Origin of the sequence: Synechococcus sp. YX-04-1, from assembly GCF_030546365.1 — a bacterium.
Lineage (GTDB): Bacteria > Cyanobacteriota > Cyanobacteriia > PCC-6307 > Cyanobiaceae > Parasynechococcus.
In genome coordinates this window covers 1-23,492 of record NZ_JAUONZ010000008.1, presented here as the reverse complement: position 1 = coordinate 23,492, position 23,492 = coordinate 1, and the positions used below count along the sequence as shown (strand labels likewise).

General features: G+C 56.7%; 39 protein-coding genes and 2 pseudogenes. 22 read left to right on the top strand and 19 right to left on the bottom strand.

Annotation, left to right across the window (positions count from 1 at the left end; genetic code table 11):
* Nucleotides 1–579 precede the first annotated feature (579 nt).
* A complete protein-coding gene (locus Q3Y53_RS12245) occupies nt 580–840 on the top strand; it encodes a hypothetical protein (protein WP_226424435.1) in 261 nt (86 codons plus the stop codon).
* 329 nt (nt 841–1,169) lie between these two features.
* Nucleotides 1,170–1,343 carry a hypothetical protein gene (locus tag Q3Y53_RS12240; protein WP_226424101.1) on the top strand — a complete coding sequence of 58 codons (174 nt, stop codon included), beginning with the start codon at nt 1,170–1,172 and terminating at the stop codon, nt 1,341–1,343.
* Between the two features lie 14 nt (nt 1,344–1,357).
* On the opposite strand, the gene Q3Y53_RS12235 is transcribed toward Q3Y53_RS12240, so the two are convergent.
* The 6 genes and pseudogenes from Q3Y53_RS12235 to Q3Y53_RS12215 all read right to left on the bottom strand — a co-directional run bounded on the left by Q3Y53_RS12235 (nt 1,358) and on the right by Q3Y53_RS12215 (nt 6,420).
* Nucleotides 1,358–1,546 (bottom strand): hypothetical protein, encoded by a 189-nt coding sequence (locus tag Q3Y53_RS12235; protein ID WP_303536471.1) that lies wholly within the window; start codon nt 1,544–1,546, stop codon nt 1,358–1,360.
* A gap of 486 nt (nt 1,547–2,032) precedes the next feature.
* A complete protein-coding gene (locus Q3Y53_RS12230) occupies nt 2,033–2,236 on the bottom strand; it encodes a hypothetical protein (protein ID WP_226424103.1) in 204 nt (67 codons plus the stop codon).
* Between the two features lie 1,376 nt (nt 2,237–3,612).
* Complete coding sequence (locus Q3Y53_RS12225; protein ID WP_226424107.1) at nt 3,613–4,122, bottom strand: hypothetical protein; 510 nt, start codon at nt 4,120–4,122, stop codon at nt 3,613–3,615.
* Nucleotides 4,123–4,164: 42 nt separating this feature from the next.
* A pseudogene (locus Q3Y53_RS13145) lies at nt 4,165–4,230 on the bottom strand (DUF3104 domain-containing protein); the annotation flags it as partial.
* 211 nt (nt 4,231–4,441) lie between these two features.
* Nucleotides 4,442–4,672, bottom strand: a complete 231-nt coding sequence (locus Q3Y53_RS12220; protein WP_226424437.1) for a hypothetical protein — start codon at nt 4,670–4,672, stop codon at nt 4,442–4,444.
* Between the two features lie 1,253 nt (nt 4,673–5,925).
* On the bottom strand, nt 5,926–6,420 hold the full coding sequence (locus Q3Y53_RS12215) for a hypothetical protein (RefSeq protein ID WP_303536467.1): 495 nt from the start codon (nt 6,418–6,420) through the stop codon (nt 5,926–5,928).
* Between the two features lie 166 nt (nt 6,421–6,586).
* Here Q3Y53_RS12215 and Q3Y53_RS12210 point away from each other — a divergent pair, with 166 nt between their 5' ends.
* From Q3Y53_RS12210 to Q3Y53_RS12200, 3 genes are all read left to right on the top strand, one after another.
* Nucleotides 6,587–6,832, top strand: a complete 246-nt coding sequence (locus tag Q3Y53_RS12210) for a hypothetical protein (protein WP_226424109.1) — start codon at nt 6,587–6,589, stop codon at nt 6,830–6,832.
* A gap of 796 nt (nt 6,833–7,628) precedes the next feature.
* On the top strand, nt 7,629–7,817 hold the full coding sequence (locus Q3Y53_RS12205; protein WP_115132832.1) for a hypothetical protein: 189 nt from the start codon (nt 7,629–7,631) through the stop codon (nt 7,815–7,817).
* A 111-nt stretch (nt 7,818–7,928) separates the two neighbouring features.
* Complete coding sequence (locus Q3Y53_RS12200; RefSeq protein WP_226424111.1) at nt 7,929–8,318, top strand: putative quinol monooxygenase; 390 nt, start codon at nt 7,929–7,931, stop codon at nt 8,316–8,318.
* Nucleotides 8,319–8,359: 41 nt separating this feature from the next.
* Here Q3Y53_RS12200 and Q3Y53_RS12195 read toward each other — a convergent pair whose 3' ends face one another.
* The 3 genes from Q3Y53_RS12195 to Q3Y53_RS12185 all read right to left on the bottom strand — a co-directional run bounded on the left by Q3Y53_RS12195 (nt 8,360) and on the right by Q3Y53_RS12185 (nt 9,310).
* The gene (locus Q3Y53_RS12195; RefSeq protein WP_226424112.1) at nt 8,360–8,614 is read right to left on the bottom strand and encodes a hypothetical protein; all 255 of its coding nucleotides are present in this window, start codon (nt 8,612–8,614) and stop codon (nt 8,360–8,362) included.
* Nucleotides 8,607–8,894, bottom strand: a complete 288-nt coding sequence (locus Q3Y53_RS12190; RefSeq protein ID WP_226424113.1) for a hypothetical protein — start codon at nt 8,892–8,894, stop codon at nt 8,607–8,609. Before Q3Y53_RS12190 ends, Q3Y53_RS12195 begins: the two co-directional genes overlap by 8 nt.
* A 293-nt stretch (nt 8,895–9,187) precedes the next feature.
* Nucleotides 9,188–9,310: a hypothetical protein gene (locus tag Q3Y53_RS12185; RefSeq protein WP_255613463.1), complete on the bottom strand. Its 123-nt coding sequence runs from the start codon at nt 9,308–9,310 to the stop codon at nt 9,188–9,190.
* Nucleotides 9,311–9,366: 56 nt separating this feature from the next.
* On the opposite strand from Q3Y53_RS12185, the gene Q3Y53_RS12180 reads away from it, so the two are divergent.
* Nucleotides 9,367–9,636, top strand: coding sequence for a DUF1651 domain-containing protein (locus tag Q3Y53_RS12180; protein WP_303536572.1), 270 nt, complete (start codon nt 9,367–9,369; stop codon nt 9,634–9,636).
* 175 nt (nt 9,637–9,811) lie between these two features.
* Here the strand turns inward: Q3Y53_RS12180 and Q3Y53_RS12175 are convergent, their stop codons facing one another.
* Nucleotides 9,812–9,997 (bottom strand): hypothetical protein, encoded by a 186-nt coding sequence (locus Q3Y53_RS12175; RefSeq protein ID WP_303536454.1) that lies wholly within the window; start codon nt 9,995–9,997, stop codon nt 9,812–9,814.
* 185 nt (nt 9,998–10,182) lie between these two features.
* Here Q3Y53_RS12175 and Q3Y53_RS12170 point away from each other — a divergent pair, with 185 nt between their 5' ends.
* On the top strand, nt 10,183–10,362 hold the full coding sequence (locus Q3Y53_RS12170; protein ID WP_115009204.1) for a hypothetical protein: 180 nt from the start codon (nt 10,183–10,185) through the stop codon (nt 10,360–10,362).
* A 174-nt stretch (nt 10,363–10,536) separates the two neighbouring features.
* A complete protein-coding gene (locus tag Q3Y53_RS12165; protein WP_303536449.1) occupies nt 10,537–12,300 on the top strand; it encodes a gamma-glutamyltransferase family protein in 1,764 nt (587 codons plus the stop codon).
* A gap of 16 nt (nt 12,301–12,316) precedes the next feature.
* Here Q3Y53_RS12165 and Q3Y53_RS12160 read toward each other — a convergent pair whose 3' ends face one another.
* Nucleotides 12,317–12,709, bottom strand: a complete 393-nt coding sequence (locus tag Q3Y53_RS12160; RefSeq protein WP_303536446.1) for a DoxX family protein — start codon at nt 12,707–12,709, stop codon at nt 12,317–12,319.
* Nucleotides 12,710–13,158: 449 nt separating this feature from the next.
* On the opposite strand from Q3Y53_RS12160, the gene Q3Y53_RS12155 reads away from it, so the two are divergent.
* On the top strand, nt 13,159–13,332 hold the full coding sequence (locus tag Q3Y53_RS12155) for a hypothetical protein (protein ID WP_226424116.1): 174 nt from the start codon (nt 13,159–13,161) through the stop codon (nt 13,330–13,332).
* 16 nt (nt 13,333–13,348) lie between these two features.
* On the top strand, nt 13,349–14,230 hold the full coding sequence (locus Q3Y53_RS12150; RefSeq protein ID WP_226424117.1) for a GNAT family N-acetyltransferase: 882 nt from the start codon (nt 13,349–13,351) through the stop codon (nt 14,228–14,230).
* Nucleotides 14,231–14,382: 152 nt separating this feature from the next.
* Here Q3Y53_RS12150 and Q3Y53_RS12145 read toward each other — a convergent pair whose 3' ends face one another.
* A complete protein-coding gene (locus Q3Y53_RS12145; RefSeq protein WP_226424118.1) occupies nt 14,383–14,610 on the bottom strand; it encodes a DUF3136 domain-containing protein in 228 nt (75 codons plus the stop codon).
* Between the two features lie 144 nt (nt 14,611–14,754).
* Here Q3Y53_RS12145 and Q3Y53_RS12140 point away from each other — a divergent pair, with 144 nt between their 5' ends.
* From Q3Y53_RS12140 to Q3Y53_RS12125, 4 genes are all read left to right on the top strand, one after another.
* The gene (locus Q3Y53_RS12140) at nt 14,755–14,973 is read left to right on the top strand and encodes a CP12 domain-containing protein (protein ID WP_226424119.1); all 219 of its coding nucleotides are present in this window, start codon (nt 14,755–14,757) and stop codon (nt 14,971–14,973) included.
* 63 nt (nt 14,974–15,036) lie between these two features.
* Nucleotides 15,037–15,723, top strand: coding sequence for a response regulator transcription factor (locus Q3Y53_RS12135; RefSeq protein ID WP_226424120.1), 687 nt, complete (start codon nt 15,037–15,039; stop codon nt 15,721–15,723).
* Nucleotides 15,724–15,806: 83 nt separating this feature from the next.
* A complete protein-coding gene (locus Q3Y53_RS12130) occupies nt 15,807–16,046 on the top strand; it encodes a DUF3136 domain-containing protein (protein WP_226424121.1) in 240 nt (79 codons plus the stop codon).
* Nucleotides 16,047–16,069: 23 nt separating this feature from the next.
* On the top strand, nt 16,070–16,333 hold the full coding sequence (locus Q3Y53_RS12125) for a hypothetical protein (RefSeq protein WP_226424122.1): 264 nt from the start codon (nt 16,070–16,072) through the stop codon (nt 16,331–16,333).
* A gap of 28 nt (nt 16,334–16,361) precedes the next feature.
* Here Q3Y53_RS12125 and Q3Y53_RS12120 read toward each other — a convergent pair whose 3' ends face one another.
* The gene (locus Q3Y53_RS12120; protein WP_226424123.1) at nt 16,362–16,526 is read right to left on the bottom strand and encodes a hypothetical protein; all 165 of its coding nucleotides are present in this window, start codon (nt 16,524–16,526) and stop codon (nt 16,362–16,364) included.
* A gap of 533 nt (nt 16,527–17,059) precedes the next feature.
* A complete protein-coding gene (locus tag Q3Y53_RS12115) occupies nt 17,060–17,479 on the bottom strand; it encodes a hypothetical protein (protein ID WP_226424124.1) in 420 nt (139 codons plus the stop codon).
* Nucleotides 17,480–17,537: 58 nt separating this feature from the next.
* Between Q3Y53_RS12115 and Q3Y53_RS12110 the strand changes: the two genes are divergently transcribed.
* Both Q3Y53_RS12110 and Q3Y53_RS12105 read left to right on the top strand, forming a co-directional pair.
* Nucleotides 17,538–17,744 (top strand): hypothetical protein, encoded by a 207-nt coding sequence (locus Q3Y53_RS12110; RefSeq protein ID WP_303536439.1) that lies wholly within the window; start codon nt 17,538–17,540, stop codon nt 17,742–17,744.
* A gap of 131 nt (nt 17,745–17,875) precedes the next feature.
* Nucleotides 17,876–18,058 carry a hypothetical protein gene (locus Q3Y53_RS12105; protein WP_226424126.1) on the top strand — a complete coding sequence of 61 codons (183 nt, stop codon included), beginning with the start codon at nt 17,876–17,878 and terminating at the stop codon, nt 18,056–18,058.
* A gap of 420 nt (nt 18,059–18,478) precedes the next feature.
* Here Q3Y53_RS12105 and Q3Y53_RS12100 read toward each other — a convergent pair whose 3' ends face one another.
* Together Q3Y53_RS12100 and Q3Y53_RS12095 are read right to left on the bottom strand one after the other, a co-directional pair.
* Nucleotides 18,479–18,655 carry a hypothetical protein gene (locus Q3Y53_RS12100; RefSeq protein WP_303536437.1) on the bottom strand — a complete coding sequence of 59 codons (177 nt, stop codon included), beginning with the start codon at nt 18,653–18,655 and terminating at the stop codon, nt 18,479–18,481.
* A gap of 8 nt (nt 18,656–18,663) precedes the next feature.
* Nucleotides 18,664–18,933 (bottom strand): hypothetical protein, encoded by a 270-nt coding sequence (locus Q3Y53_RS12095; protein WP_226424127.1) that lies wholly within the window; start codon nt 18,931–18,933, stop codon nt 18,664–18,666.
* 150 nt (nt 18,934–19,083) lie between these two features.
* Between Q3Y53_RS12095 and Q3Y53_RS12090 the strand changes: the two genes are divergently transcribed.
* The 6 genes and pseudogenes from Q3Y53_RS12090 to Q3Y53_RS12065 form a co-directional block, all read left to right on the top strand.
* Complete coding sequence (locus Q3Y53_RS12090; protein ID WP_303536433.1) at nt 19,084–19,863, top strand: GTP-binding protein; 780 nt, start codon at nt 19,084–19,086, stop codon at nt 19,861–19,863.
* Nucleotides 19,864–19,868: 5 nt separating this feature from the next.
* Nucleotides 19,869–20,684 carry a metallophosphoesterase gene (locus tag Q3Y53_RS12085; RefSeq protein WP_303536430.1) on the top strand — a complete coding sequence of 272 codons (816 nt, stop codon included), beginning with the start codon at nt 19,869–19,871 and terminating at the stop codon, nt 20,682–20,684.
* Nucleotides 20,684–21,394, top strand: a complete 711-nt coding sequence (locus Q3Y53_RS12080; RefSeq protein WP_303536428.1) for a phosphoesterase — start codon at nt 20,684–20,686, stop codon at nt 21,392–21,394. Before Q3Y53_RS12085 ends, Q3Y53_RS12080 begins: the two co-directional genes overlap by 1 nt.
* 67 nt (nt 21,395–21,461) lie before the next feature.
* Nucleotides 21,462–21,719: a hypothetical protein gene (locus tag Q3Y53_RS12075; protein ID WP_303536425.1), complete on the top strand. Its 258-nt coding sequence runs from the start codon at nt 21,462–21,464 to the stop codon at nt 21,717–21,719.
* Nucleotides 21,720–21,723: 4 nt separating this feature from the next.
* Nucleotides 21,724–21,945: a DUF3721 domain-containing protein gene (locus Q3Y53_RS12070; RefSeq protein WP_303536422.1), complete on the top strand. Its 222-nt coding sequence runs from the start codon at nt 21,724–21,726 to the stop codon at nt 21,943–21,945.
* A gap of 47 nt (nt 21,946–21,992) precedes the next feature.
* Nucleotides 21,993–22,211: pseudogene (locus tag Q3Y53_RS12065) on the top strand (hypothetical protein); the annotation flags it as partial.
* On the opposite strand, the gene Q3Y53_RS12060 reads toward Q3Y53_RS12065, so the two are convergent.
* The 3 genes from Q3Y53_RS12060 to Q3Y53_RS13140 form a co-directional block, all read right to left on the bottom strand.
* Nucleotides 22,136–22,450 carry an inorganic phosphate transporter gene (locus tag Q3Y53_RS12060; protein WP_303536569.1) on the bottom strand — a complete coding sequence of 105 codons (315 nt, stop codon included), beginning with the start codon at nt 22,448–22,450 and terminating at the stop codon, nt 22,136–22,138. The pseudogene Q3Y53_RS12065 and the gene Q3Y53_RS12060 sit on opposite strands and share 76 nt — an antisense overlap.
* Before the next feature lie 262 nt (nt 22,451–22,712).
* Nucleotides 22,713–23,186 (bottom strand): NUDIX hydrolase, encoded by a 474-nt coding sequence (locus Q3Y53_RS12055; RefSeq protein WP_303536420.1) that lies wholly within the window; start codon nt 23,184–23,186, stop codon nt 22,713–22,715.
* A gap of 163 nt (nt 23,187–23,349) precedes the next feature.
* Nucleotides 23,350–23,492, bottom strand: a 143-nt coding sequence (locus Q3Y53_RS13140; protein WP_368506450.1) for a hypothetical protein, incomplete at its 5' end; no start/stop codon positions are given.

Sequence of the window (23,492 nt, the reverse complement as noted above, 5' to 3'; positions counted from 1 at the left end):
CGATTTGGCTCGTGCATTGATGAACGCCTTGAACTCAGTCTTGAAGCATTGTTCTTGAACCCATTGATCGGGGCCATCGCTTCGTTCAACGCAGTACATCGTTTGGAGCAGAGAGGACACGCAGCTTGATGAGGCTGCGGCTGGTTGCCCTCGATCTACAAGTCAGCTTCGGGATCACGTCTTCAGTTGGTGACGGGAAGCATGGAGCCTTCACGCTCAAAGGTTGCTTTTGCGTCCTAGACGTCGATCACGTTTGGATGCACAAGACGGAATCACATCGCGTCGAGCGATGAGGGATGCGATTCCGCCACCGGTGTGCCCTCGAACGCACAACACGGCACTTCGGTTGTATCCCCACTCGACAGATAGGAATCGAGTCACTTACTACCGATGACCGTTCTCGCTTGAGTCTTCAGGTTGTGATCGTCACTGCCATCGATGGTTCCAATCCTGTTTCAGGTGGCTGATGTCGAACCGGCGTCATCAACTGGATCAACGCTGACCTTGCAGCGCACGTCGCTCAGCGGGTCCAATACTGAGACTAATTCGTGTAAAGTTTCGATAAGTTGCCCTAAGATCATGCTGAAAGCCTTGTTCTCCCTGGTTTTTGCAGCAGTGATGTGGGTTCAGGTGCCTCAGTGGCAGCCGGACTGGTCTCAGTGCTCTGTTGATACGCCGGACGTGGATTGTCACTGGTACGTCACTGCACCAGACAACACATTTGGAGAAGGCTTCAGCTGGGAGAACGCACCCTGGTTCAGTGCCGAAGGTCTTCGGGACGTAGGCGATCTGAACAACACGATGACGACGATTCACGGCCAGGCTCTTGCAGCCAGCTAGACGTTGATTACGTTTATTGCCTGAAAGCCCCTGAAGCAGGGGCTTTCAGGCAATAAACGCGGAGAGCAAAGCTTCAGCACTAACCTTTCAATTTGAAGAGATCTCAGTGACCGATTACTCAGCAGCCATCACAGCTCTCATCGTGGTCACTGTGGTCATTTCTGCAGCCGTCGTTTACGTGCTGGCTCAGCCGACTGACCTGCCCAGATACAAAGAGAACAAGGATCAATAGACGTCATCAGGTGGGTGAACACTGACCTTGCCACCCACATCACCCCCAAGGCCTGAATCCAGCACTAGGTTCTTCCCACTCTCGGCACACACCTCGCATGAAAGGTCAGAACCTTGCCTTCTTTGGTGGCTCCGTGATCGTCACGATCATGGCTGTCGTTGTTTTTATCGGCGCCGCCAACGCTGGTGACTGCCCTCGCAGCAAGTCAGCTGAAGCAACCTCAGTTGAGGCCCATCACAAAGCCGATGACAAGGCTGAAGTCGAAGCCTGATCTGATCAGACGGTTCAGCGAAGAGGGTCGACCTCAACCGGAGCGATGGTCTGGAGCATGCTCAACCCCTCCCCGATGGTCTGCCCAACAAAGATCCCACCGGTGAGCACCGCAGAGAAACAACCCAACCCGAGGATGAGTCCAGCTGCAATGCGGATGGAGTTCGTGGTTTCTACCTTGCCTTGCTCAGTGCTGAAAGCCATCTGAATTGCTGCGACAAACCAGTTCTGGCTCAAGCCGTCACTCGATTCAACTGCGGACAAAATCACCCCCGGGGGCTTGATGCTTTTGAACGGCCAATGGTCATGCAGGTTCCATTGGTTCAGTGACGTCCCAACGAGGCAGTGGCAGTGACCAAATGATCCGCAGCAAGGTTGCGACGCTGCACTCTGACAAGTCGATGAGGAGCCAGGGAGACGCGGGCGAGGGAACCCGCATCGTTCATCCCCCATTCGCGCAAAAGCAGTGATGCACGCGCGTAGTCCATTCCTAAACGCCTCGATGACGACTCTCATTAGGAAAAAACGCCTAATTCATCTGCAATTCAGTTCGTAGGGCTACACATTGCATACCGACCTGAACCAGACTGATTCATGAGGCAGTGGTGCCTCCGAATGCGTCTAGAGGGATGGCTGAGGGGCCGCCCTCTTTTTTGTTGTCTCACCGAGTCGTCGAGCGGATTGGGCGTTTCAGGGAATCGCTGCCATCCTTGGATCATGGGCAAGAAATCCAAAAAAGCGAAAAAGGCCAAAGAGACCAACTCGGTCCTTCTCTGGCATCAGACATTCATCAAGCGGCTCAGGCAGCGGTTTGGTCTGAGCAAGTACCAAATGCTCTGGCTCACCTTCAGCAAAGGTCTCGTGATCGGGTACGTCCTGGCGCTCCTGGTTCACCGTTGAGTTCTAAGCAGCGACGACTGAATGGACTCCACGCAGAGACTCATCGAAAAGCTTGTAGAGAGACGAATGCAAAACACTGGAGAGTCTCAAGCGGTAGCCACTGCAAATGTGATGGCAGCTTTCGAGAAGCTCAAAAAAAATGAGACCTAGCCTGAAGCGAATCGTTGAGCATCGTTAAAGACTCGCAAGGCCAGTGGCTGCTGCTTTACAGCTGACCGAACCATAAATCCAATCTGCAGACAAAAAAAACCGCCCCTAGATGTGGAGCGGTTGTTCGAAGCCGTGCAATCCCCATCACCCGGCCATCTGCACCACTTGTTGATGCCATGGACAAATAGTACTCATAGATCACCTAGATATGGATCCTTCCACAGTCACTTAAGGGCGCGGTGCCTTTAAATCTCGTTTGTTCTTTGGGTTGATACGACGCTGCATGTAGCGGTGACTAGCTTCAGGTTTAAAGCCGCCATCACCCGGCCCACTCTTGAAGTGGGCTTTTTTATGGCTCGACACCAAATGATGAGGGCAGTTACTCAGTGATGCGTCTCAGCTTCTTCTTTTTGACCACGCAGCCAGCGACACCACAGATCACTTCGTGGGTCTCGTCGCTCAGTTCGCGGAGAGTGGGTGGCTCGATTGATGCCAGGCGTTTACCAATCTTGCGAGCTGCCATAAACCACTGAAAGGTCATCGGTCTGGAGGAAAAGCTGGTGAATAAAAAGGCAAGGTCGTTCCCCTGCCTCCCCTTTTCACGACGCAGGCAAGCCGCCAAACTTGCCCCTCAATTAGTTTGTGGCCAAGCGATACAAAAGAAATCGGCCTAATGGCTCATTGCCACAGGGGTAGTCGATCACCCCCTGATGGCTCAACCGTTCCTACTGTTCCGGGTCGCACCGGGTGATTGTCGCCATCCAGTGCCCACCAGAACATTCACGGTGTCGCAAGGCAAGTTTTTTTAATGCTTCAGCAGAGCGGGAAACACTCAGAGCAATCAAGAAAAAACCCAGGAGTGAGCTCCCCCTGGGTCCCTCGTTGAGCGACCCTCCATTCATAAGAGCGTTACTCGTGTTTGTTCTGAGGCCTCACTGAGAGTTTTCAGCAGCGGGGAACGATGTGGGGCACAGGCTCAGTCATGGCCCTTTGCAGCTGGTGCTTCAGCTGACTGGCTGCGAGTGCAGTCACCAGCGTTGGCACCGCCAACGAAAACTGCCAGGAACATGACCGCGACGACAACGCCGCCACCTATGTAGGCGATAGAGAGTTTCATGGAGAAGACGTTAACGACGTTTAAAGCCCCCATGACACGTCATTTGATACGAGGTCAGCGTTCAAATCCGACCCTTGGAACGCCCAACGTGATCAACGTCTGATCACAGCTGGTAACTGCAGGTTGTTTGCCACTGATCACGACCGCCATAACCGTCGTTTTCCAAGTAGGTCAAACGAACATCGACACCGTTGATTTTGTTGGCGACGTACAGGTGATCTACGAAGGCATAGCTGCCTGGATCCCAGAGAGCAGCTTTGATTGCCTGCTCACAGTTTTGAACCAAGCCCTGACGCGAAGCGGCCTTCAACCTTTCAACAGGCTGCACATAAGACTTGAGCTCTTCGCATTTGAAATGCTCGTCTCCTGTGCCCGGTTCAGCCTTGTTGAGCTGGTCACGGGTCCAGTCGCACCTCTTGTAGTCAGAGACGATCCCTGCACTCTTGAAATCAAAGTGGGCTTTGGCCTGCTTGTCGGTTACAGCTGGAGAAGCAGCGTCATTTCCAGCCGACTCTGATGGGAGAAATGCGTCTGCATGGCTGTAGTAGCCCCGAGCGCCAAGGCCAGCCAGGGTCACAAGCAGAGCAGAGGGAATCCAGTAACGCCTTCTCATTCGCCAATTAAGGCTGAGGTCAAGGATGTCAGCGGTAGCGATTCAGACCCTTGGAACGATGTGAGTCACTAGATCGGCATTGACCCAGTTGATGACGCCGGCATCAAGTCAACAATTACGCCGCCAACCCGCCTCCGGTGCCCAGCTCGTCAATGGCACATGATGCCTTTGGCTGAACATACGCAGTGAGCACCCTGACGAAATCGCTGTTCACCTGGAAGACGGCAGGCATCCTGACGGGAGTAAAGCTCGCGACGCTGGCGGTCGTATTTGGCCTAGCCCGCGCAGGACTTCTACCAGCCTGGTTTCCCCATTGGGGTTAACCAGCTTCAGGCGCCCAGCCCACTTCCTTCTGCCAGGTGGGTGCCCAGAGCTTGCACCGCTTTTTTAGGTGCTGTCCTTGTTGCAGCTGCTTCTGCCTGAGGTTGCAGCCCACCATCGTGTGGCAGTGCTGGTCGACGCCATAGATGAAGTGCTGGCATGTCATGCAGACCACGCCGCCCTTCCAGTTCTGCAGCTCGCATTCATCGACATAGCCCCACTCCTCCATAACCTTCCGCAGCAATACAATTGTACTAGTACAGTTAGCTGGTGGGGGCGTCACTGCCAACACTTTCTGCAGATCCCCTGCTCCAAAGGGATCTATCCCGGAGTCCGCAAAGGTGGAGTTAAAGCAAAAAGAGAACGTTAGAGCTGGTTTGCTCTAACTCTTGATCTACTTGGCCTCTCCGCTTTCAGCAGAAACATTGCGGCAACAGGCAATAACGCTGGCCTGACTCCCCGCATCGCCAGAAGGGAGTCAGTGCAGTGACCAGCGCCCAATGGTCAACGGAACAACCATTGGGGAGAAGGAGCCTTCGTTTGCACCTTCCGGGTCCACCATGCCTTCGGTGGGAAAGACATGGGTGTGCCGATGAAGCGTTGAGGCGGCACAAATGACTTACCCCAATGTTGTGGCGCTGCAATCCAAGGCCCATCGGCTGCGGATCAAGAGCAGGGGGCTGAATCAAATGAGCGTGAGCAGTGTTGTAACGCTGCCAGCACCATTGGTAAACACTAAGGGGGAGTCGGCGGTGGCTTACTTGACTGGATGGAGATAACGCTCGGAGATGGCACTCCAACGTCGCTTGTTCGCTTCGACTTCTGCTTCCTTTGCTAGATGCAAGAACTGCGCTTTTGACAAGCGTTTTTGCTGCGATTCCGGGGGGAAATGCATGATCTGCTCCAATAAGCAAAAAGCTATGACCAGAAAGCGCACCAAAAAAGCGAAATTAACCAAACTCAAATGAGCATTAACTGAGAGTTGTTCTCACGGAATAAGAATCATTCTGACCGCCCCGCTGTTCCGATGGCGTCAAAGAGCGTCAAACGAGGGGCACACACCCCTGCGAGTGGATCACCCACAGAGGTCCTTTCTTGACGCATGCTGAGCCATCCACGCCGAGGGCTTGAAGGCTCAGGCTCAGCTGCACTCAATGCCTGAGTGTTGTCTTGTACAGAGCCTGCCAGCCCCTCAAAACACTGAGCGTCACTGAGTGTTCTGCATCCACCGAACAGTGCCGTAGACGAGGACCATCACGCCAATGATTGCCGCGCAGGCTGCAGCTGTGAGGAACAGGGTGTAAAGCATCTGAGCCTCCCTTCGTCTGATCTTTGTCTAGATCTGCCGCACAGAAATACAAAGAGGCGAACCGTCCTGTTTCGTTCGTCTTCCCGCCTTGATGAACCGGTCAGTGACTGTTGTTTTCATCACTCACAATATTCACTCTCCCACACCCAAACCATTCACCATAACGACCTCGCCTAGCGGCGCACGGGCATGACTTCTGATCCACCAAGAGCTCTTCCCTTGGTCGCCAAGTCATACATTTCCTGGTGAATATTATCTGATTCCTTGTTGAACCAATTAGCCAACTCTGGCTGCATAACTTTTTTGGGGCCCAGATCAACGAATGAATACTCAAGCGTAATGAAGTCACCTCCAACAGTTCGATAACCAAGCTCAAGAAGCATCTGGCCACTCGCAGATGGAGTATCGATCTGTGCTTGCGTTGCGTTGAGGCTGAGCTCCACCAGCTTGCTCGCAACGGTTCCATCACCGGATGCATCCCTGATTCTGATCATCAACGCTGATCCTTTGCTTTGCCTCAGCAAGAGCTGAGTTTGCTTTCTCAGAACCCATTGACACGCAATGGCATTGGAGCGAATCGAGGTCTTAAAAAACGAGAGATCGTCCTTCCGGTTCTGGGGCTTTTTGACCTGCTTGAGCCAACCGAGTTTCGAGAGCAGCCATTTCATCGCATCGCTGTCAACCGAAACCGTACATAGCCCATATTTAGGCTGGCCAGAGAGATTCTTTTTAACGCTTAACTCGAGTATCTGTTGTTACCAAAAAGCTTGAATAAATGACATTGTCGAAGTGTGAGCGTTGTAACGCCCAGATGACAACGATGGAAGCCATGACATGGGTGATTTGCGAGAAAGCTCAATGGCTCAAGCAAACTTGATAGCTCAGACCCCGCGCGGTTCATCCATCCAGAAAATCGAAGCCGGCAAGTTTCTGGTGTGCGATAGCGAGAACGTTTGCTTCTTCACGCGCAGCCTTTATCTCGCCGAAGAGCAGCTGGAGGAGATGGAGCTTGGCTACCGGTTCCCCTATTCAACCAATTTCCGCAAATCGCCAGCCTTACGAGTGGAGCCATTTGAGTAGCGAATTTCGCTGAATCGCCTGACTCTTGTGGCTTAAGTGTGACGAGTCCTGGTTTCATGCACCTAGCCCGGGACGCGGACCCATGTCAGCGGCAACTGCTGGGTCCGTTTGCCTAGCGAATCCAGCTGTTCTCCCATGCCCCATCGATCACAAGGCCGGGGAGAACCTCCTCAAAAGGCGGGTCCAATCGAGCATTGAATGAGTCCGTATCAATTGCAACCATCGCCTGGATCAGCCGAAATTTTTGGCGGATCAAAACATCTTCAGAAATTCCCGGACAAGCCTGCTGAATGGCCTCATCATTGAATTCTCAGTTGCCGCACACCAGAAGTGGTGCTGAGCAGCATGGGGAGAGCGACCCTAGTGCTGGCAGAAGATTTTCCCCATCGAGAGCGATCGACGGGGAAATCTCTCTGTGTCTTAAAGCTGTAGAAATTCAGTGCATCAGGCACAAATCAATCTGACTCAGCGAACTTGTTGATGCGGATATCGCATCGCTCGGGGAGGACCAGTTTCTCCTCGCGGTTCCGTGGCTCCACATCGTTAAGTCGCAGCTTGGTTGAAGGTCAGCCATCGCGGCAGAGGGAGCTGCTCGAAGATGCCGGTCACGCCACCAGCACCATTCGATCCAATGAGACCTTCATAAGAAAATGATGAAAAAAATATAATTACCTATTTGCGATATTTAAAGCTTTGAAATTGAACAAGCAAGCAAGTGCTTAAGTCATCCCGTTATTTCATGGAGGACAGTATGCACAGTCAGAAGAACTCCCCGACCTGCTTTTTGCGCTGGTCTGTGAGCAAGGTTGCTGACAGGCTCTATGCGGTTGCGGCGACGGTTGATGGAAAGGAATACGACTTTGTCGGCAATTTCAAAAGCGTTCGAGAAGCACAACAAGCAGGCCGCCGCTACGCCGAAGACTTGGTTCACAACTCGATGGCTGGCGGTCGCTTATCGCTGAAACAACAGCCTTTGGCCGCCTGATCGTCACCATTAGAACGTGACTTGACCACAAGCATGGGTTCCCCTGGAGAGTGCACCTCCAGGGGTTTTCAACCTGAATCCGTGGAACACTTGGGCACCGCCTGAAAGCCCATGGCCAGCTTCGACAAGTCCACACCCTTCATGTTGCTGGCGCGAATCCACGTCAAGCCAGGTTGTGTGGACCAGTACCTGGAGCTTGCCCGCGTCACCGACGAAGCCGTTCAGGCTTCTGAGCCAGGCATGATTCATCACACCTTTGATCAAGACCCAGACGATCCTCAGTCGTTCGTGTGGTCAGAGGTCTACGCCAACGACAAGGCGTTCAGCGCCCATGTCTCCAACCCTCCTGTTCAGGAGTATCTGCAAAAGCACGCCGAGCTCGGCGATGGCTTCAGCATTGAGGTTTACGGCACGGTCGGCAATGAATGCCTGCAGCTCATGGAGTCGTTTGGCCTTCCACTCAAAATCTTTGAAACCAAGCTCGGATACAGCAGGGTCTGAGCGACCGATGGTGAAAGTGCCAGGGGTTTTGGCAGCGATGCCTATGGATTGCTGTTCAATTCATTCTTGAGCTGGTCGAGACGATTCTTAAGTTGCTTGGCGCGACGGGTTGTGGGTTTGTCGTTAGGGCCCTTCAACGCTGTTTTAATCACAGCGATCTCTTGCTCAAGCTTCCGTCTCCTGGTGAAGGAAAGCGCTTCTTGAGCAAGACCGATCAGAAAGTCGCCCCGCGGGGCGTAACAAGGAGCATCTTCAGCTGTCTCGTTATGCGCGGGCGCGTCCTCAGGATTAATCATGATCCAAGGCTTTCTCGGCAACATCGGCCGACACAAGAAACACATAGGAGAGTGCATTCATATGACTGGCTAGATCTTTAATCGATGCAACGATCTCCTTTCGCGACAAACCACTCTCCCGCTGAAGTCGAATGATCTCGTGCGTCAGACGGGTCACATGATCGCGACCGTAGTTGTAAGCAGTCCCAAAACAATCATCACTCTCCTCATCACTTCTGCAGGCTGCGGCAAAGTCTGAGGCAATTTTCTGGGAAAAATCTTCAACCTGACGGCAGGGCATCGTTTTCTGGATTTGCCGGAATGTATGCGAGGAAACGATGAAGCACCAATAACTTTTTGAACCAATGATTTAAACTTCGAATCCTTGCTTATCACGCAAAAACAAAACTTTATATTTTTTCTTGGAGAAACAAAAAGATGCTCGACATCTTTTTTCAGGAGCTCGACCCACGCATTAACCGGTGCAAAGGTGTCATGCCTTGGTTGGACCGTGGTCGCAAGCCAAGGCCACCAGAAGCTTCTCTCAAGCCTCGTTTTGACTGAGACAAGCTTCTTTCTCTGGAGAACAACAACTCATCCATCCACATTGTTCCCGCTGGAATTGGCAGCGTCCTCCAAGCCATGCAGCTGAACGGCTTTCTGCTCGAACCGGTCCACAGTCCAAGTTGTGAACTTGCCATCGTGACGTTGAGGCATCGCTACGGCAGCAGGTGCTTTGCGGATCTGTCATCTGTTGCCGTCTACCGATCACATTGCCCCGTTACCGCGCCACCCACGAACCACCGGAACAGCCCGGCGGAGAAGGCTGGCTGGTGAGCCCAGAGCAGCAGAAGGTGGTGGAGTTCAAGCCAGATGCATCCACCGTTCATGCCCAGTGGGTAGTAATACGCACCTACAGCTGGATCCCGCCCAATCCGCCGGTGCCCCAGACCCGGCGGCGGATGCTGCGGCACAACGCCATCGAAGCCTGGAACACGATGCTCAAAACAGGCTGGCGGCGCTGTCCACCACCGGTGCGCTGATGGCATCAAAAACCTCTCCCCCACGGGACCGGTATGACTCAATCAGAGAAACACTTGGCTTGGCCTTAGCCCTTTCCGTTGGACTCCTCAGTTATGGCTCGGGTGCACGAGGGGAACCATGAGCGCCATAGCGCATTGAAGAAAGGGCGATCAGACATGGAGAAAGAAGAGTGAATCACTTTCCATCCATCTCTGCATCGAGCTCGAGGCCGACATCATCGATACAGGCTTGTTTGTCCACTTGGCACAACAGCTGCATCAGGTTCTTTCGATCAAGAGCTGACAACTCACCGTTGATTTCCCACTTCAGACAGGTTCTGCGCTGGCAGCTGCCGGTATGACCCTTGAGGACCTCAAACATGGCAGCCTCCTTTGGGCTGATGATTTGATCCCTACGACGGATTGATGGAGTAATTCCAGAGCAGCAATACCTAACGTGTCTTGGCGCTCACCAAGGCCCTCCAACCTTGAGCTGATGAATGTCAGTGACGACTGCTGGACCCCTGCGAACTCTTTCGCCAACTTGATCGAAGTTGCGATCAACCAATGACCAACGGATCCGGCACCTGGGCCAACAATCAGCCCCCAGCAGCAGCCGAAAAACTCTGGAGAGGCCTGGCTCTGGTGGGAGCCTTCCACATCGGAGGAATGCTGATCAACGTCATCTTCCAGATGATGGGCAATAACAGCCTGGATGGCATTCCCGCCAAATTCCTCGGCCTCTGAACCGATCAGCCAAAACAATCAATTTCTTCAACCCTTCGCCCATGGCAGGGGTTTTTTATTGGCTACCTGAGACGCGCCAAGCAGGAGCGGGCTGAGGGGCCGGCTCTTTTTTTGATCGGAAGGCCAGCAGTCCGCCTCACCAGCCACAAGACTGCAACCAGCTGATCCACCGCCGTGCTCCCCCAGCTCAAAGCGTTGTTGCTGGCGCTGAGCCTTTGGAGCAGCCTCCCCGCAGCGGCAGCCCCGATCAGCCGCGACGATCCGGAATCCAGCATCCCCAACAGCAGAGGCATCTCCACCGCCCGCGGATCCGCCGTGGTGGTCACCGCCAATCCTCTCGCCAGCGCGGCGGCGCTGGTTGCGCTGAAGAACGGCGGCAGCGCCATCGATGCTCTGATCACAGCCCAGGCGGTGCTGGGAGTAGTGGAACCCCAGAGCTCCGGCCTGGCGGGTGGCGGTTTTCTGCTGCACTGGGATGCCAAGCAACGCCAGCTTGCAGCGCTGGATGGCCGTGAAGTGGCCCCCGAACGCAGCCGCCCCGGCGACCTGCTCGATGCTGAGGGGAATCCCATCCCCTGGCGACAGGCCACCAGCCAAGCCAACGCCATCGGCATTCCCGGCACCGTGGCCCTGCTCTGGCAGGCCCATCAAAACCACGGCCGGCTGCCCTGGGCACAAACCCTGCAACCGGCGATCCGCCTTGCCAGCGATGGCTTCCTGCCGAGCCCACGGCTGTTGCGCTCCATTCGCCTGGCCAAGCGTTTTGGCGTGGCCCACAGCCCTGACTTTCAAGCGCTGTACCTGCCCGGCGGCCAGCCACCCGCAGCAGATCAACCCTTTCGCAACCCAGCCCTGGCACGCACCATGAGTCTGCTGGCCAAGGAAGGTGGCCAGGCCTTTTATCAAGGGCCTATGGCGCAGCAGATCCTGGGCGGGATCAACGCCCTGCAGGCCAGCGAGCCGAACTTCCGGGGATGGAGCTCCACTGATCTGAGCAGCTATGCCGTAGTCCGGCGCACCCCCCTCTGCAGCGAGCAGCTGCAGCACCGGATCTGCACGATGCCACCCCCCAGCAGCGGTGGCTTGGCGCTGCTGCAAACCCTGGCACTGCTGAACCAAACCACCAACCTGGCCAGCTCCAGCGCTGGGGAGCCGCAGGTGTGGCGGCAGCTGGCCCGCGCCCAGGCCTGGGCCGATGCCGACCGCCTGTACTGGGTGCATGACCCGATCGATAGAGCGGTGCCCAGCACAGACCTGCTGGATCCGGCCTACATCGCCAGCCGGGCCAGAGCCATGCAGCGCGCCAACGGCGCAAGGCCAACGCCGGGGTTGCCCCCAGGCATCGATCGCTATCCCTACGGCCGGCCGGATCGGGGCATCGAACAGGGCACCAGCCAGATCACGATCGTGGATGCCCGCGGCAACATCGCCTCCTACACCTCCTCGGTGGAGACGATCTTCGGGAGTCGGCACCTGGTGGGAGGCATGGTGATGAACAATCAGCTCACCGATTTCGCCTTTAAGCCCAGCCTTGGCGACAAACCGGTCGCTAACCGCCGCCTGCCGGGACGGCGGCCGATGTCGTCGATGGCACCGACGCTGGTGTTCCGCAACGGCGAGCCGGTTCTCGCCCTTGGGAGCCCCGGCGGCCGCAGCATTCCCCATCTACTCAGCCGGGTGCTGCTGGCGTCCTTGGTCTGGAACGAACCGCCGGCGCGGGCGGTGGGCCTTCCCCATCTCTCACGCCGGAGCACAACGCTGGTGCTGGAAAAGGATCCCCCGCTGCACTGGCCCTTTCCGCTGCAGCAGCTCACAAGCGAGGTAAGCCCGCGGCGTCAGAGCATCGCCAGCGGCACCGCTCTGCTGCAAAAAATCGGTACTGGCTGGCAGGGGGCCGCTGACCCGCGCCGCGAAGGCACGGCCCTGGCCCTGCCCTGATCCAGCAAACCAGCGATCAGCCCTTGGAGCGCAGGTGAGTGAAACTCGGAACACCATTGCCCCAGGCACGGGTGATGGCCAGGATCAGCGCCCCGATCAGCGCCAGGTTCATCGCAAAGCCACTGTCCACCGGAAAGGTGTGGAAGATCAGCGTGGTGGGCACCAGGAAAAGCAGCAGCAGCGAGGCCCCCAGCACCGTGTTGCTGCCGAACACCAGCAGGATCGATCCAGCGATCAACACCACAATCCCCGCCACCAACAGCACAGAAGCCAGGGGTTCGGGGATGCCCTTGGAAGCAATGAAGCCTGCGGTTTCAGCGAAGTTGGTGAACTTGGCCGGCAGGGCATTCACAAACACGGCCGCCATCAGTACCCGGCCGAGGAAATCGAACAGCTTCGTAGCAGTCATGGGGATCAGAAGCCCGCAGGGCAGAGGAGTCGTGACCAGCACCCTAGAGAGCAACTGTTCACCAAGAACAGCCATGAAAAACCCCTGAGGGGCGAGCCTCAGGGGTTGGTCCCCTCATGAACATCCGTCCGATATCAGCGTCGCCTGGGAGGCTGAAGAGCGGGGAGAGGAGAACCGGCCGCAACGGTTCGGATCTCCTACGCGCTGTTTCATGCACTGATTGGATGCACCGAGTGATGCGCTGAACGAATTGTCCCCAGATGGGGGATGGATCAGCGCGTTGAGTCGCAGTAAGACAGTTCCATTCGAGGCAAAGCCATGAAGCTCGACCTTGCTCAAGCACAACCCATGGGAAGCCTCATTGTTGAGGGAACCCACCGCCCATTCCACGCCCTTGCCTGCGCCCTGCGGCCAGCAACTGTGCGCATCGGACGAAAGGTTTCAGCGCAATGACAAACACTCCTCAACTTTTTCTGGTTCGAATCAAGAAAAACGACGGCAGCCAACACACGCTGCAACTCAAGGCGGCCAATCGCCATGAGGCGCGCATCGTCGCCATGGAAACCGATGCCTATGTGCGCCGTTACCCAACCAGTGTGGATTCGATTCTTCAGGCCGCCTGACGCCAACTGAATGTTGATGCTGGAGATCAAACCGTTCACGCCATCTGACCTCGACGTGGTCACAGGGATGGCCCGTGAACAGGATTTCGCTCCAGGGGTTGGGGATATCGAGATCTATGCCAACACCGACCGTCAGGGAATCTGGCTTGCCTGGCAAGACAATGCGCCGGTGGGCTGCATCGCCGCAGTCACCTACAACCCCAGTTACGCCTTCATCGGCCTGTTCGTGGTGAAGCCGCAGCATCGGGGGCAGGGAATCGGCCGTCGCCTCTGGCAACACGCCTTGAAAACCCTCAGCAGCGTGGAGTGCATCGGCCTGGAAGCCGCAGTCCAGATGGTGGGCTTTTACGAGAAAGCCGGATTTCAGAAGGACTGCGTCACCACACGCCGGCAGATGCTCTGCCGCAGTGATCAACCACAACACCCGAACACCACCCTGCTCCACCGCAGCGACATCACCGTTGTGCCACTGCGTGAAATCTCAATCGAGGCGATTCAGCTCTACGACGAACGCCACGAAATCAGCCCGCGTCCCCATTTCCTTGAACTGTGGTTACGCCACCGGGCAGGAGACGTCTTTGTGGCCAGGGATCCTCAGGGAGAGTGCCATGGCTACGTGCGCATTCGGCCCTGCCTGCTCCCGATCGGTGCAGGTTGGCGGGTGGGGCCCTGGCTGGCGGAAGATCCCGCCATGGCATCGCTGTTGCTGAACAACGCCATCGACCGACATAAGGGAGTCGTTCTGATCGACACCCCGGGGCATAACCCGTCTGCCAAAACGATCACGACAGCGAAGGGCTTCAAACCAATGGGCTCGACTGTGCGCATGTACAAGGGCCTGATGCCGGAGGGCCACGACCGCAACGTTTATGGCTTGGCCTGCCTCGAGCTCGGTTGAATCCGAGGGTCGAGCAACCACTCCCTGAATTCCTGAGTCAGCGCGTAGCTGTCTTCATAGCGTTGCGCTTGATCAAGGGCTGTAATCCTCTGCATCACCTCGATCACGACTTGGGCCTTGATGGAATCAGCTTCGATTGACATCATCCCTCCTTAGGCATCGGTCTCTGACAAAAATTCGGCCTGGATCATCAACATCAACCGCTCAGGAGATTTGTATTGCCTTGGCAAGGAGCGGTGCAACAATCGCAAACGATCCCAACAGAGTGTTCGCTCAAGTTCAGCACTTGTTTTCCTCTGCTTGATCAGCATCTTCAAGGCCTTGCAGTACAGCGGATACTTGGCCTCGAGCTCTCCGATGCTGAGGTTGGATGTGCTCATGGATTCTTCGCGCTCCATAGAGAACTCTGCAGCGCATGAGGCCATTGCATCGCCTCCCATATGGGGACAATCGCTCTGTCCCCGGATGGGGGTAGCTGAACGATCCAGTAAGTGCGTTAGATGCCTTTGATTGCAATTTTGAGCGTGGAATCAATCGAAACCCACATCGCCAAAGACCGTGAGGAACTAGCCAAGGCGGAAGCGAGCGGAGACCAGGCCAAGGCGCGTCACTACGCCACCGAACTCGAAGGGCTCGAGACCTATCGAAGCCACCATCCCGATGAGCACAAGGATCCCACCTCCCTCGAGGTCCATTGCGACCTGAATCCCGAGGCTCCGGAATGCCGGGTCTATGACGACTGACGACGGTCGAAACCATATGGGCCGGGTGGCCCGCAAAGATGGATAAAAGATGCAGGGAATCCCATGGATCTGACCCCATACCTGCAGAGCGAACCCTCATCTCCCGACGAAGAGCCCCTGCTTTCCGTTGCCATCAACGGAAGCATTGCCTTAGCAATGAAGGGGAGATTCTTCCTGCGCTGTTTCTGCGAAAGTTTCAGCGAAAGATCTCGCATTGGATGTGCTGTCACTGATGAAGAGTCCTGCCTGAGTTATCTCAAAAGGAATTCATTTGAGCTGCTTCTCTGCACGGATCTGCTTGAAAAAGGCAATGGCTTTGAGCTGGCACGCAAAGCCCGAGAACATCAACCCGGCCTGAAAGTTGTGGTGCTGGCGTTGAGCGATGCCATTCCGGTGGAGTACGACAATGCACCCTGGCTGGAAGCCGTGGTTGCGGAAGCCGACATCATCGAAGACCGCAAACCCCTTGAGGCAGCAGTGCTTGCGGTAATGGGGCATCACTCCTACCGCAGCCCATCCCTGCGCTCGGATGAACTTCCCTATCTCAGCTGCCCGCGACTAACACCACGGGAATACGAAGTTCTCGACCGCCTCGCCCGCGGCATGTCCGACCGGGAAATTGCCGAAGATCTCATCGTCACCGAAGAGACCGCGCGTACCTACACCAAGCGGCTGTTGCGCACCCTTGAAGTGAACAACCGGGTTCAGGCGGTGTTGAAGGGAATGCGCTGCGGGATGGTTCAAATCTGAGCGAACGATTCACCCCAGATGGGGGTAGAGGTCAAGACCCTGCCCAGGCGTCAATGGGTAGCGATCAGTGATATCGCGACGAGATGGCAGTAGTCACCTTCACCCAAGAACCGTCCCTGGCAGAACTGCGGGAAACTGAAGCGCTGTACACCCGCGCCATGGAATACCTGGTGGCGGATGGCGTGAAAGAAGGAGAGGCCAGAGAGAGCGTCTGCTGGCAACGACTGAACCGACTGCATCAGGCCCTCCCTGACCGTTACGGCAATCCCCGCGCGCTTTTTCTTGCGCTTCAGGCCCATCAGCGAAGCCAGAAGGCTGCGTAGGTGTCTCGGCACTGAATCAGCCCATGGACAGTGAATATCAGCCGATCAGCCGGGTGGAACGGTTACTGGCAGCTCACCCCTGGTTGCTCGAGGCCCAGGCCTGGAAACTGCTCAGCATCAAATACGTGCTGATGGGCCCGGAGCTCACCATCCACAATCCTGATCACCTCCAACTGATCATGCAGGAGTGGGCCGATCATCTGGTGGAGATGGATGAAGCTGCACTTCGGCAAATGTGTGCCTGGATCGATCGAAGCCGTGTGGAGGGTGAGCAGGACGAGCTCTGACGCTCACCCAAGCAGCACGCGATCAACATCACTCCACCAGAAATTCATTTCGCAGGGCACGCGCATCCTGAATCCGCTGCCCCACCGCGAGCTGGCGGAGACGAGTGTTCAACCAAGCGCGAAGTCGGGTGGAAGACACCGACTTGTTCAGCAGACCATCCGAAGGCTCAGGCGTGCCGAAGGGAATGGTCATCAGCCTCGCACGGTGGTTAAGGCTAATGAGATGTCTGCCACGCCACCCCCACTTTCAGCTATTTCTCCCCTGAAAGGCAATGCGTGTTCGTGCGGATTGTCAGGGCCTGGCCCAGCCCCAAGACTGTGTGCATCGAGATCGGAGGCGTCCATGCGAGACGACGGTCCAACCGAGCAGACATCAGAAGCAAGCTGACTTTCAGGCCCCTGCTCCAACAGTTTTCACACCTCTTGTTGGGTGAGCCCTTCGACAGGCCTTGTGCGAAAGGCCAGGCCGATCGGCACTCCATCTGCACCGTGCCAGGTGCCCTAAGGAGCTCCCATCACCCGACCCCTTGGAACATGGCCCCAGGCGCCATAAGCCAGACGCTTCGACCTTCCTTCAGCGATACCTGATGGATTGCGTCATGCACAAACGAGCGAGTTAGGCCGCCTGTTCATCGGAACGGGACGGCCACGTCAACCCTGAACAACACTGTTCAGACACAGACCCCCGGCCCCTTCCGTCACAGGGACCGGGGGTCTGCTGCTGAATCAGGCCTTGCGCTTTTGATCAGCCTGCCGAAGTTGCTCCCGCAGGATGATCGGATCATCACAGTGAGATCTGCGGTAGAGCGCTTTGATCTTGCGTGACTCCTCATCGAGTAATTCCAGCTCAACCGCGTCCGCCATTCCTACGGTGAAATCTTCGATCTGGCGGTCTTCAAACTGATTCTCCAGAGCCATCAACTCCTTCAACGAATCACTCATATACAGACAACTCGACGCCATCAATTTGAGATTTTCCCGAATCTTGAGGTCTGCCTGCTCGCGCACATCCCGAGCCTTTTCCAGCGTGGCAATCAGATCAACACTGGCCGACTCCTCAATCGTTGCAGCAGACACGGTTGAGGTTGCTGCACAACCCAGCACCAGCACCAAGAGCACCGCCAGAACGGATTGCAGAACCTTCATCGGAACCCCAGAAGACATGTCACGTTAAGGGGAGTGGTGAGACGACGTCCCCTCAAAAGTGGGAGACATCTCCTTGGATCCGCGCCCACAACCCCTCGAGTGGGTGATGTGTGGACAACTCGATCTGCTGATTGAACCGCTCAAGGGGTGCAAAGGGGTCTACGCCCATCGGCAGAACCTGCTGCAACGGGTGATGCGCATGCCGGATCTGGAGGTGCGCGATCACCTCAATCGCCTTAAGACAAGCGATTTTCCAGGCACCTAAGGCACCACCAGTCCCGGAAGTCGATTCTTAAGGAATGCTGAGAGACGCGAAGAAAATCAAACCCGTATCGGTTGTCGCAGTCAGGTCCAATCGCGGATCCGTAGGACGACTCCAGTTTCAAGCGTGATCCCATGGCCGAAACCCTGCGCCTGCCCTACTCCGTTCAAGGCAACGGAACAGTGGAATCGATCGGCAATCATCTGTATCGGGTCTGCGGACCGGCCGGGTGCACCGTTGTGATGGGGCTCAGCAACGCCCTTTACCTGAGCCGCAACGTGCCTGAAGTGGAGCAACACAACCGCTCACATCGATAACAAAAAAATTCTCCCCAGCCATGGAGCGAATCATCAAGCCGGAGCAATCCCCATCACCCGGCCAACTGCACCAGATCTTGATCCGATGGCTCGATAATACTCTTGAAGCCCCAGATCTAGGGGGAGCAATATCACTTATGCATCGCCCTTGATCACAAACAGACGCTGCATATGGTGGCCATGGTCGTTATATTGGGGTCCCCCATCACCCGGCCCGCCACTTCGGCGGGCTTTTTTGTGGCCAGACCCCAGATCTAGCGCCGGACCAACACACTGCAGGCAGGGCACAAAAAAGGGAGGGTTCCCTAATCCCCCCCTGTTCGACGCAGTTTCCCCCTGTTCTGAGCTGGGGGTTACTCATTCATTGTGTATTCCCAGGAACTTAACGGCATCAGTGATTGCACCTAGCCAGTGGTCAGTTCACCAATCCAATAGGCCGGCATCAATCTTGGCGTCGGGATTGAGCTTGATCAGCATCCAAAGCAACATGGCCGAACAATCTCGGTCACTCACGCCGTAGTCATATTTCCAGTCAGCCACCATCCCCTTGAGCTCGTGCTGAGCCTGGGTAATGAACTCATCGTTCCATTCCTGCACCAAACCATTCACTCCTCTTCGAGATCCTCTTCTCTGACGTAGAAGGGCTCATCAGCACCGGGCTGATCGTTCTCCAGCACAAGCACCTTTAGCGAATCATCGCTCTCAAACACAAAGAGACCATCCTCATCGGGATGCACCCCGTTCATTTCAGGATGCTGGTTGACAAGGCGCTTCAGGCGGCGCTGCTCCTTCCAGAACTTGGTCCCCTTTTCAACCAGATAAACCGTCAGAGCCAAGTTCACCAGCACGAGGGCGAGGAACTCCAAGGCCTGCATAGATCAAAACCGGGTTCTGACGACCTTAGCGAGAGAAGCAGGGAGCGCCACAGCAAGCGATACCAAGCGTCCAACAACAAGAAGAGGACGGGACAAGGCGGCGACAACGGCTCATAATGAGAATGATTCTCGAATTTCGAGGGGGTTGCGATGGGTCAGGTATGCCTGATTTCAGGCCCTCCGGGGTGCGGGAAAACAACCTGGGCGCTCCAAAGGCTTCAGCAGCATCAAGGCCCCTGCGCCTACCTGCGGCTGAAGGGAGACAAGAAAGCAGGTCTCGAGCAGGGGGCAGACAGCGGAATCGACCTGGCCTGGCTTAAAGACCAAGTGCCCAGACTTGAAGAGCCGACGCCGTCCAATGGTGCGGAACTGAAGCAGGACAACGATGGGCTGACCCTGATCGAAGTGCAGCAGTTTCATCCCCCCAGCCAGAAGGGCATTGAAGGTCTCGGAGACGACGTTCGCTCCAAGCTGGAGGCCTTGCAGCTGCACCCCGACCAACTGCTGCACTTCGGGCGAGACCCTGAATTGCCCGCTAAGGACACCTTGGAGTTCAGCAAGCTCGAGGCCTGGCACACCTCCCTTGCCCGTTCTGTCTGGGATCCCAACAGCCTGAGCAGCTTCTGGTTTGAACTCGTCAACGGTGCCTACGGCGATGTGTACCGAGCCAAAGGCCTGATGAATCTTCCTGACGGGCGGGCATTTTTCTGCAATTGGATGGTTTCCCAGGAGTCATCCCAGTTCCTGCCCCTGGACACCACAGCACCGCCGCAAGGTCGCCCCAGTCGAACCTCAGAGCTCGTTGTTCAGGGAAAGGCACTCAACCCTGAAGGCATGCAAGCCACCATCAACGACTGTCTGCTCGCGGATGACGTGCTCGCCATACAGCAACAACAGCTCCAGCAACAACAACCCACATCGCAAGGCTGATCGACATGAACCACGCCGTCATCTCCTGTTTGCATGCCAACCTTGCGGCCGTGGAGGCCGTGCTCGACGACATCGACTCCCAGGGCATCCAAACCATCACCTGCCTTGGCGACCTTGTCGGCTATGGACCCCAACCCAATGAAGTGGTGGAACTGGTGCGTCAGCGCGAAATTCCCAGCTGCCAGGGGTGCTGGGACGAAGACATCATTGACGGTCTGAATGCCTGTGAATGCAGCTATCCCTCCCAGCTGGCGGAACGACGAGGCCATCGCGCCCATCACTGGACAGCCGAGCTGCTGACGGACGAGAACAAGGCCTTTCTGGCTGAACTTCCAATGACACTGCGGCGCGACAGGCTGCTGTTTGTGCATGGCAGTCCGAACAGTCAGCACGAATATCTGTTGCCTGACATGAATGCTTTTGCGGCCCTTGAGCGGGTGGAAACTGCAGGGGCGGAAACCTTGTTCTGCGGCCACACCCACCAGCCCTATGTGCGCGAGCTACGGCAGGGGTCCATTCGGGTGAAGGTGCAACAACGCGCTCAAGGCGCACCAACAGAGCAGGAGCTGGAACTGCCGATGCGGCAAATCGTTAACGCAGGTTCCGTTGGGGAACCGCGTCATGGCAGCACCAAAGCGACTTATGTCATCCATAACGACAACACCGGAGAGGTGACGATTCGAGAGGTCGACTACGACGTCGCCAAAACCTGTCGAGCGATCGTTGATGCGGGCTTACCTGAGGTGTTTGCCTGGAGGCTCAGCCACGGCTTCGAATACGCCGAGCGGGCTGAAGACGCCAGCCACGTGTGTGAGCGCTGATGGAACGCTGGGCCCTGGTGAGTGGTCTCCAAGGAGACCTCGATCTGTACGAGCAGATTCAGAAGGAGTTAAAGCAACAGCGGGGTGTTGCCAATCTCTTCGTTCTGGGTGATCTGATCGGATCACAACGCAAGTGCAATGCACTGCTCGAGCGCCTGAGGCAGCCGAAGCGCGCTGATCTTCAGCCCGACTGCATCTACGGCTGGTGGGAAGAGCAACTTCTGGCGGAGTGTGGTTACCGCGGCGAACGCAAGGCTGAAGGCCTGAGAGCAGAGCAAGGCGAGGCTGCGGTCGGCGAGCTTCTTGCTGCGGTAGACACCGACCATCTCAACTGGCTGGCATCACTGCAGTTCGGCTTCATCGAACTCGACTGCGCTCTGATTCATGGCAGCTCCGCTGATGTCGGCGACCGGCTGACGGAAGACACTTCAGCCCTGGTGCTGCTGGATCGACTGACACGGCTGGATGTGAACCGGCTGTTTACGGCGCGCTGTCAGCGTCAATTCCGACTGGAGCTTTCCGGTGGGTCCATCCAATCCCACGTCAAAGACCATGCCGGTGAACATCAGAGCGAACAGGCTGTGCCCAAGCGAAGCGTGATCGGCATCGGCGGGGGGAGGCATTACACCCTCTACGACCCCGCCACCGATCACATCGAGTTTCGAATTGCGGGAGAACCCTCCGATGTTGCGGGTCGAGGTTTTGGCTGACAGCCACGTTGCTCGATGCCAATCAACGCGTAAGGCTGTCCATACGCTGGAACCCAAAAAGCGACGCATGGTCGATCACAACCAACAACAGCTCACGGCTCGCGAGATGGTGCGAGCCCACGCCTACCCCGTGCTGGCGGCCATCAGCAGTCTGAGCCTGATCAGCATCGCGGTTCTGCTGATCCCGCAAGCGGTCAAAACCCATCGCTACAACCGCTGCATTGACGCACAGATCGCCCTGCGGTCCAGCATCAATCCCAAGGGAGGAACAGATCCCGGCAAGATGAATTACCTCAAAGCCGTCGAACACTGCGAAGGCTTCTGAACCGATGCGCGCCATCCAACCGTTATCGGCTCTCGGCTTCGGCGTTTTGGCCCTTTTAATGAACCAAACACCAGGGATGGCCCACGGCAAGGGGCTCTATGGCACCGAAGCCGAAGCCAGGCAGCGGGCGGCTGAAATCGGTTGCAGCAGCGTTCACGAGAACAACGGTCGCTGGATGCCTTGCAGTGATGAACGGGAACTCCACCAACATCTGCGCAAGCAATGAAAGGGTCCAGAACAACCAGTCGACAGGCGCGGCGCATCCATCGCTGACTGGTGCCGATCGCCGCAGCACCGCTGCTGATCACCGCTGGAACCGGCTCCCTCTACAGCCTGCTGCTGGAGAAAAACATTGATGCTTTCTGGCTGCTCAAGCTGCACACAGGACAGTTCGGCTGGCTCAACCTTCAGCCCGTCTACCCAATCCTGCTAGGGGGTCTCACCATTGTTGTGACTGTGTCTGGGCTGACGATGCTGCTCAGGCCAGCCCGCCCCATCACACCGCCGACAACCGCATGCGTCGTCGAAACCGGGGCCCCGATCCAGGTCGCGAGATTGACCCATAGGGCGGATGAAACCAGGGCCGCGACCATCGCCCAGACGAAGGTCTCACTGTCCGGAACGAGAGCCGGATCGATAATGCCTTTCGAGATCGTGTCGACGACATCTCCGCCCGCCAGCAACGCGCCGGCGCTTTCGAAGATCGCCGCGATCAACAAGGCCCCGACCATGGTCAGGGCCCGCGCGCCAACGGCGGGGCCGACATTGTTCGCAACGTCGTTCGCACCGATATTGAGGGCCATATAGCCCCCCAGTATCGCCGCGAAAACGACAATGGTTGCATCGCTTGAAACGCCGGAGACCGAACCCGCCACGACACCGGACAGGCCCAGGAAAACGATCGCCACGCCCAGCGCCGCGTAATTCCCCGACAGGGCCCGCGCGGCGGATTCTACATGAACGATTTTTTCGAGGTCTTTATCGAGAGAACCCTTAAGACGCGCCATCCACCATACCTTCTGCCAGCGCCTTCAATGCGCCGTATCCATCCCGCCGCAACCCGCCGATCAGCGCGGCAAGTTGCTTGTCCTCGACGCGTCGCGCCGCTTCATCCAGGGTGTACCAGCGTTGCTTGCGCTGCTTGCGCTCGGCCCATTCCAGCCGCTGCTCCAGCACCAGCAACGGGTAGACAACCGCCGACGCCGGCACGTCATATCCGGTCGGCATGCGCTTCAGATAGTCGAAGTAACCGATCGGTTCCGGCGCGATAATGCCGAATACCCCGGCCTCTTCCGCCGCTTCCAGCGCGGCCGCGGCGCCCGCGGGCCGCCCCTTGACCGGCCAGCCCTTGGGGATGATCCAGCGCTTCCGCTCCCGCGAGGTGATCAACAGCACCTGCGGCTCGCCCCCCACGAAAATGTAAGGAAGCGAGGCGACCTGTTGCACAGATTTCGCCTGCAAAAGCATCGAAGCCCATCCGAAATGCGCTGTGAAAGGACCCGCCCTGTCACAATTTTGAAACAGTGTTTAACGCAGGATTCGGCTGAGTCAAAAGACTTTGCCCAAAAGACTTTGTCGGCGCCCCACCGGCCGGCGGGCCCAACCATGGGAGGACGGCGGCTGTCCTACCCTATGCCGTCGGTTCGGCGTAGAGGTCGTATTCGTCGGCTTCGCGGATCGTGACGCGGGCGATGTCGCCCTGTTTCAGGGTTTCGGTGCCGGGGCCTTCGACATGGACAAGACCGTCGATTTCCGGGGCGTCGGCATAGGACC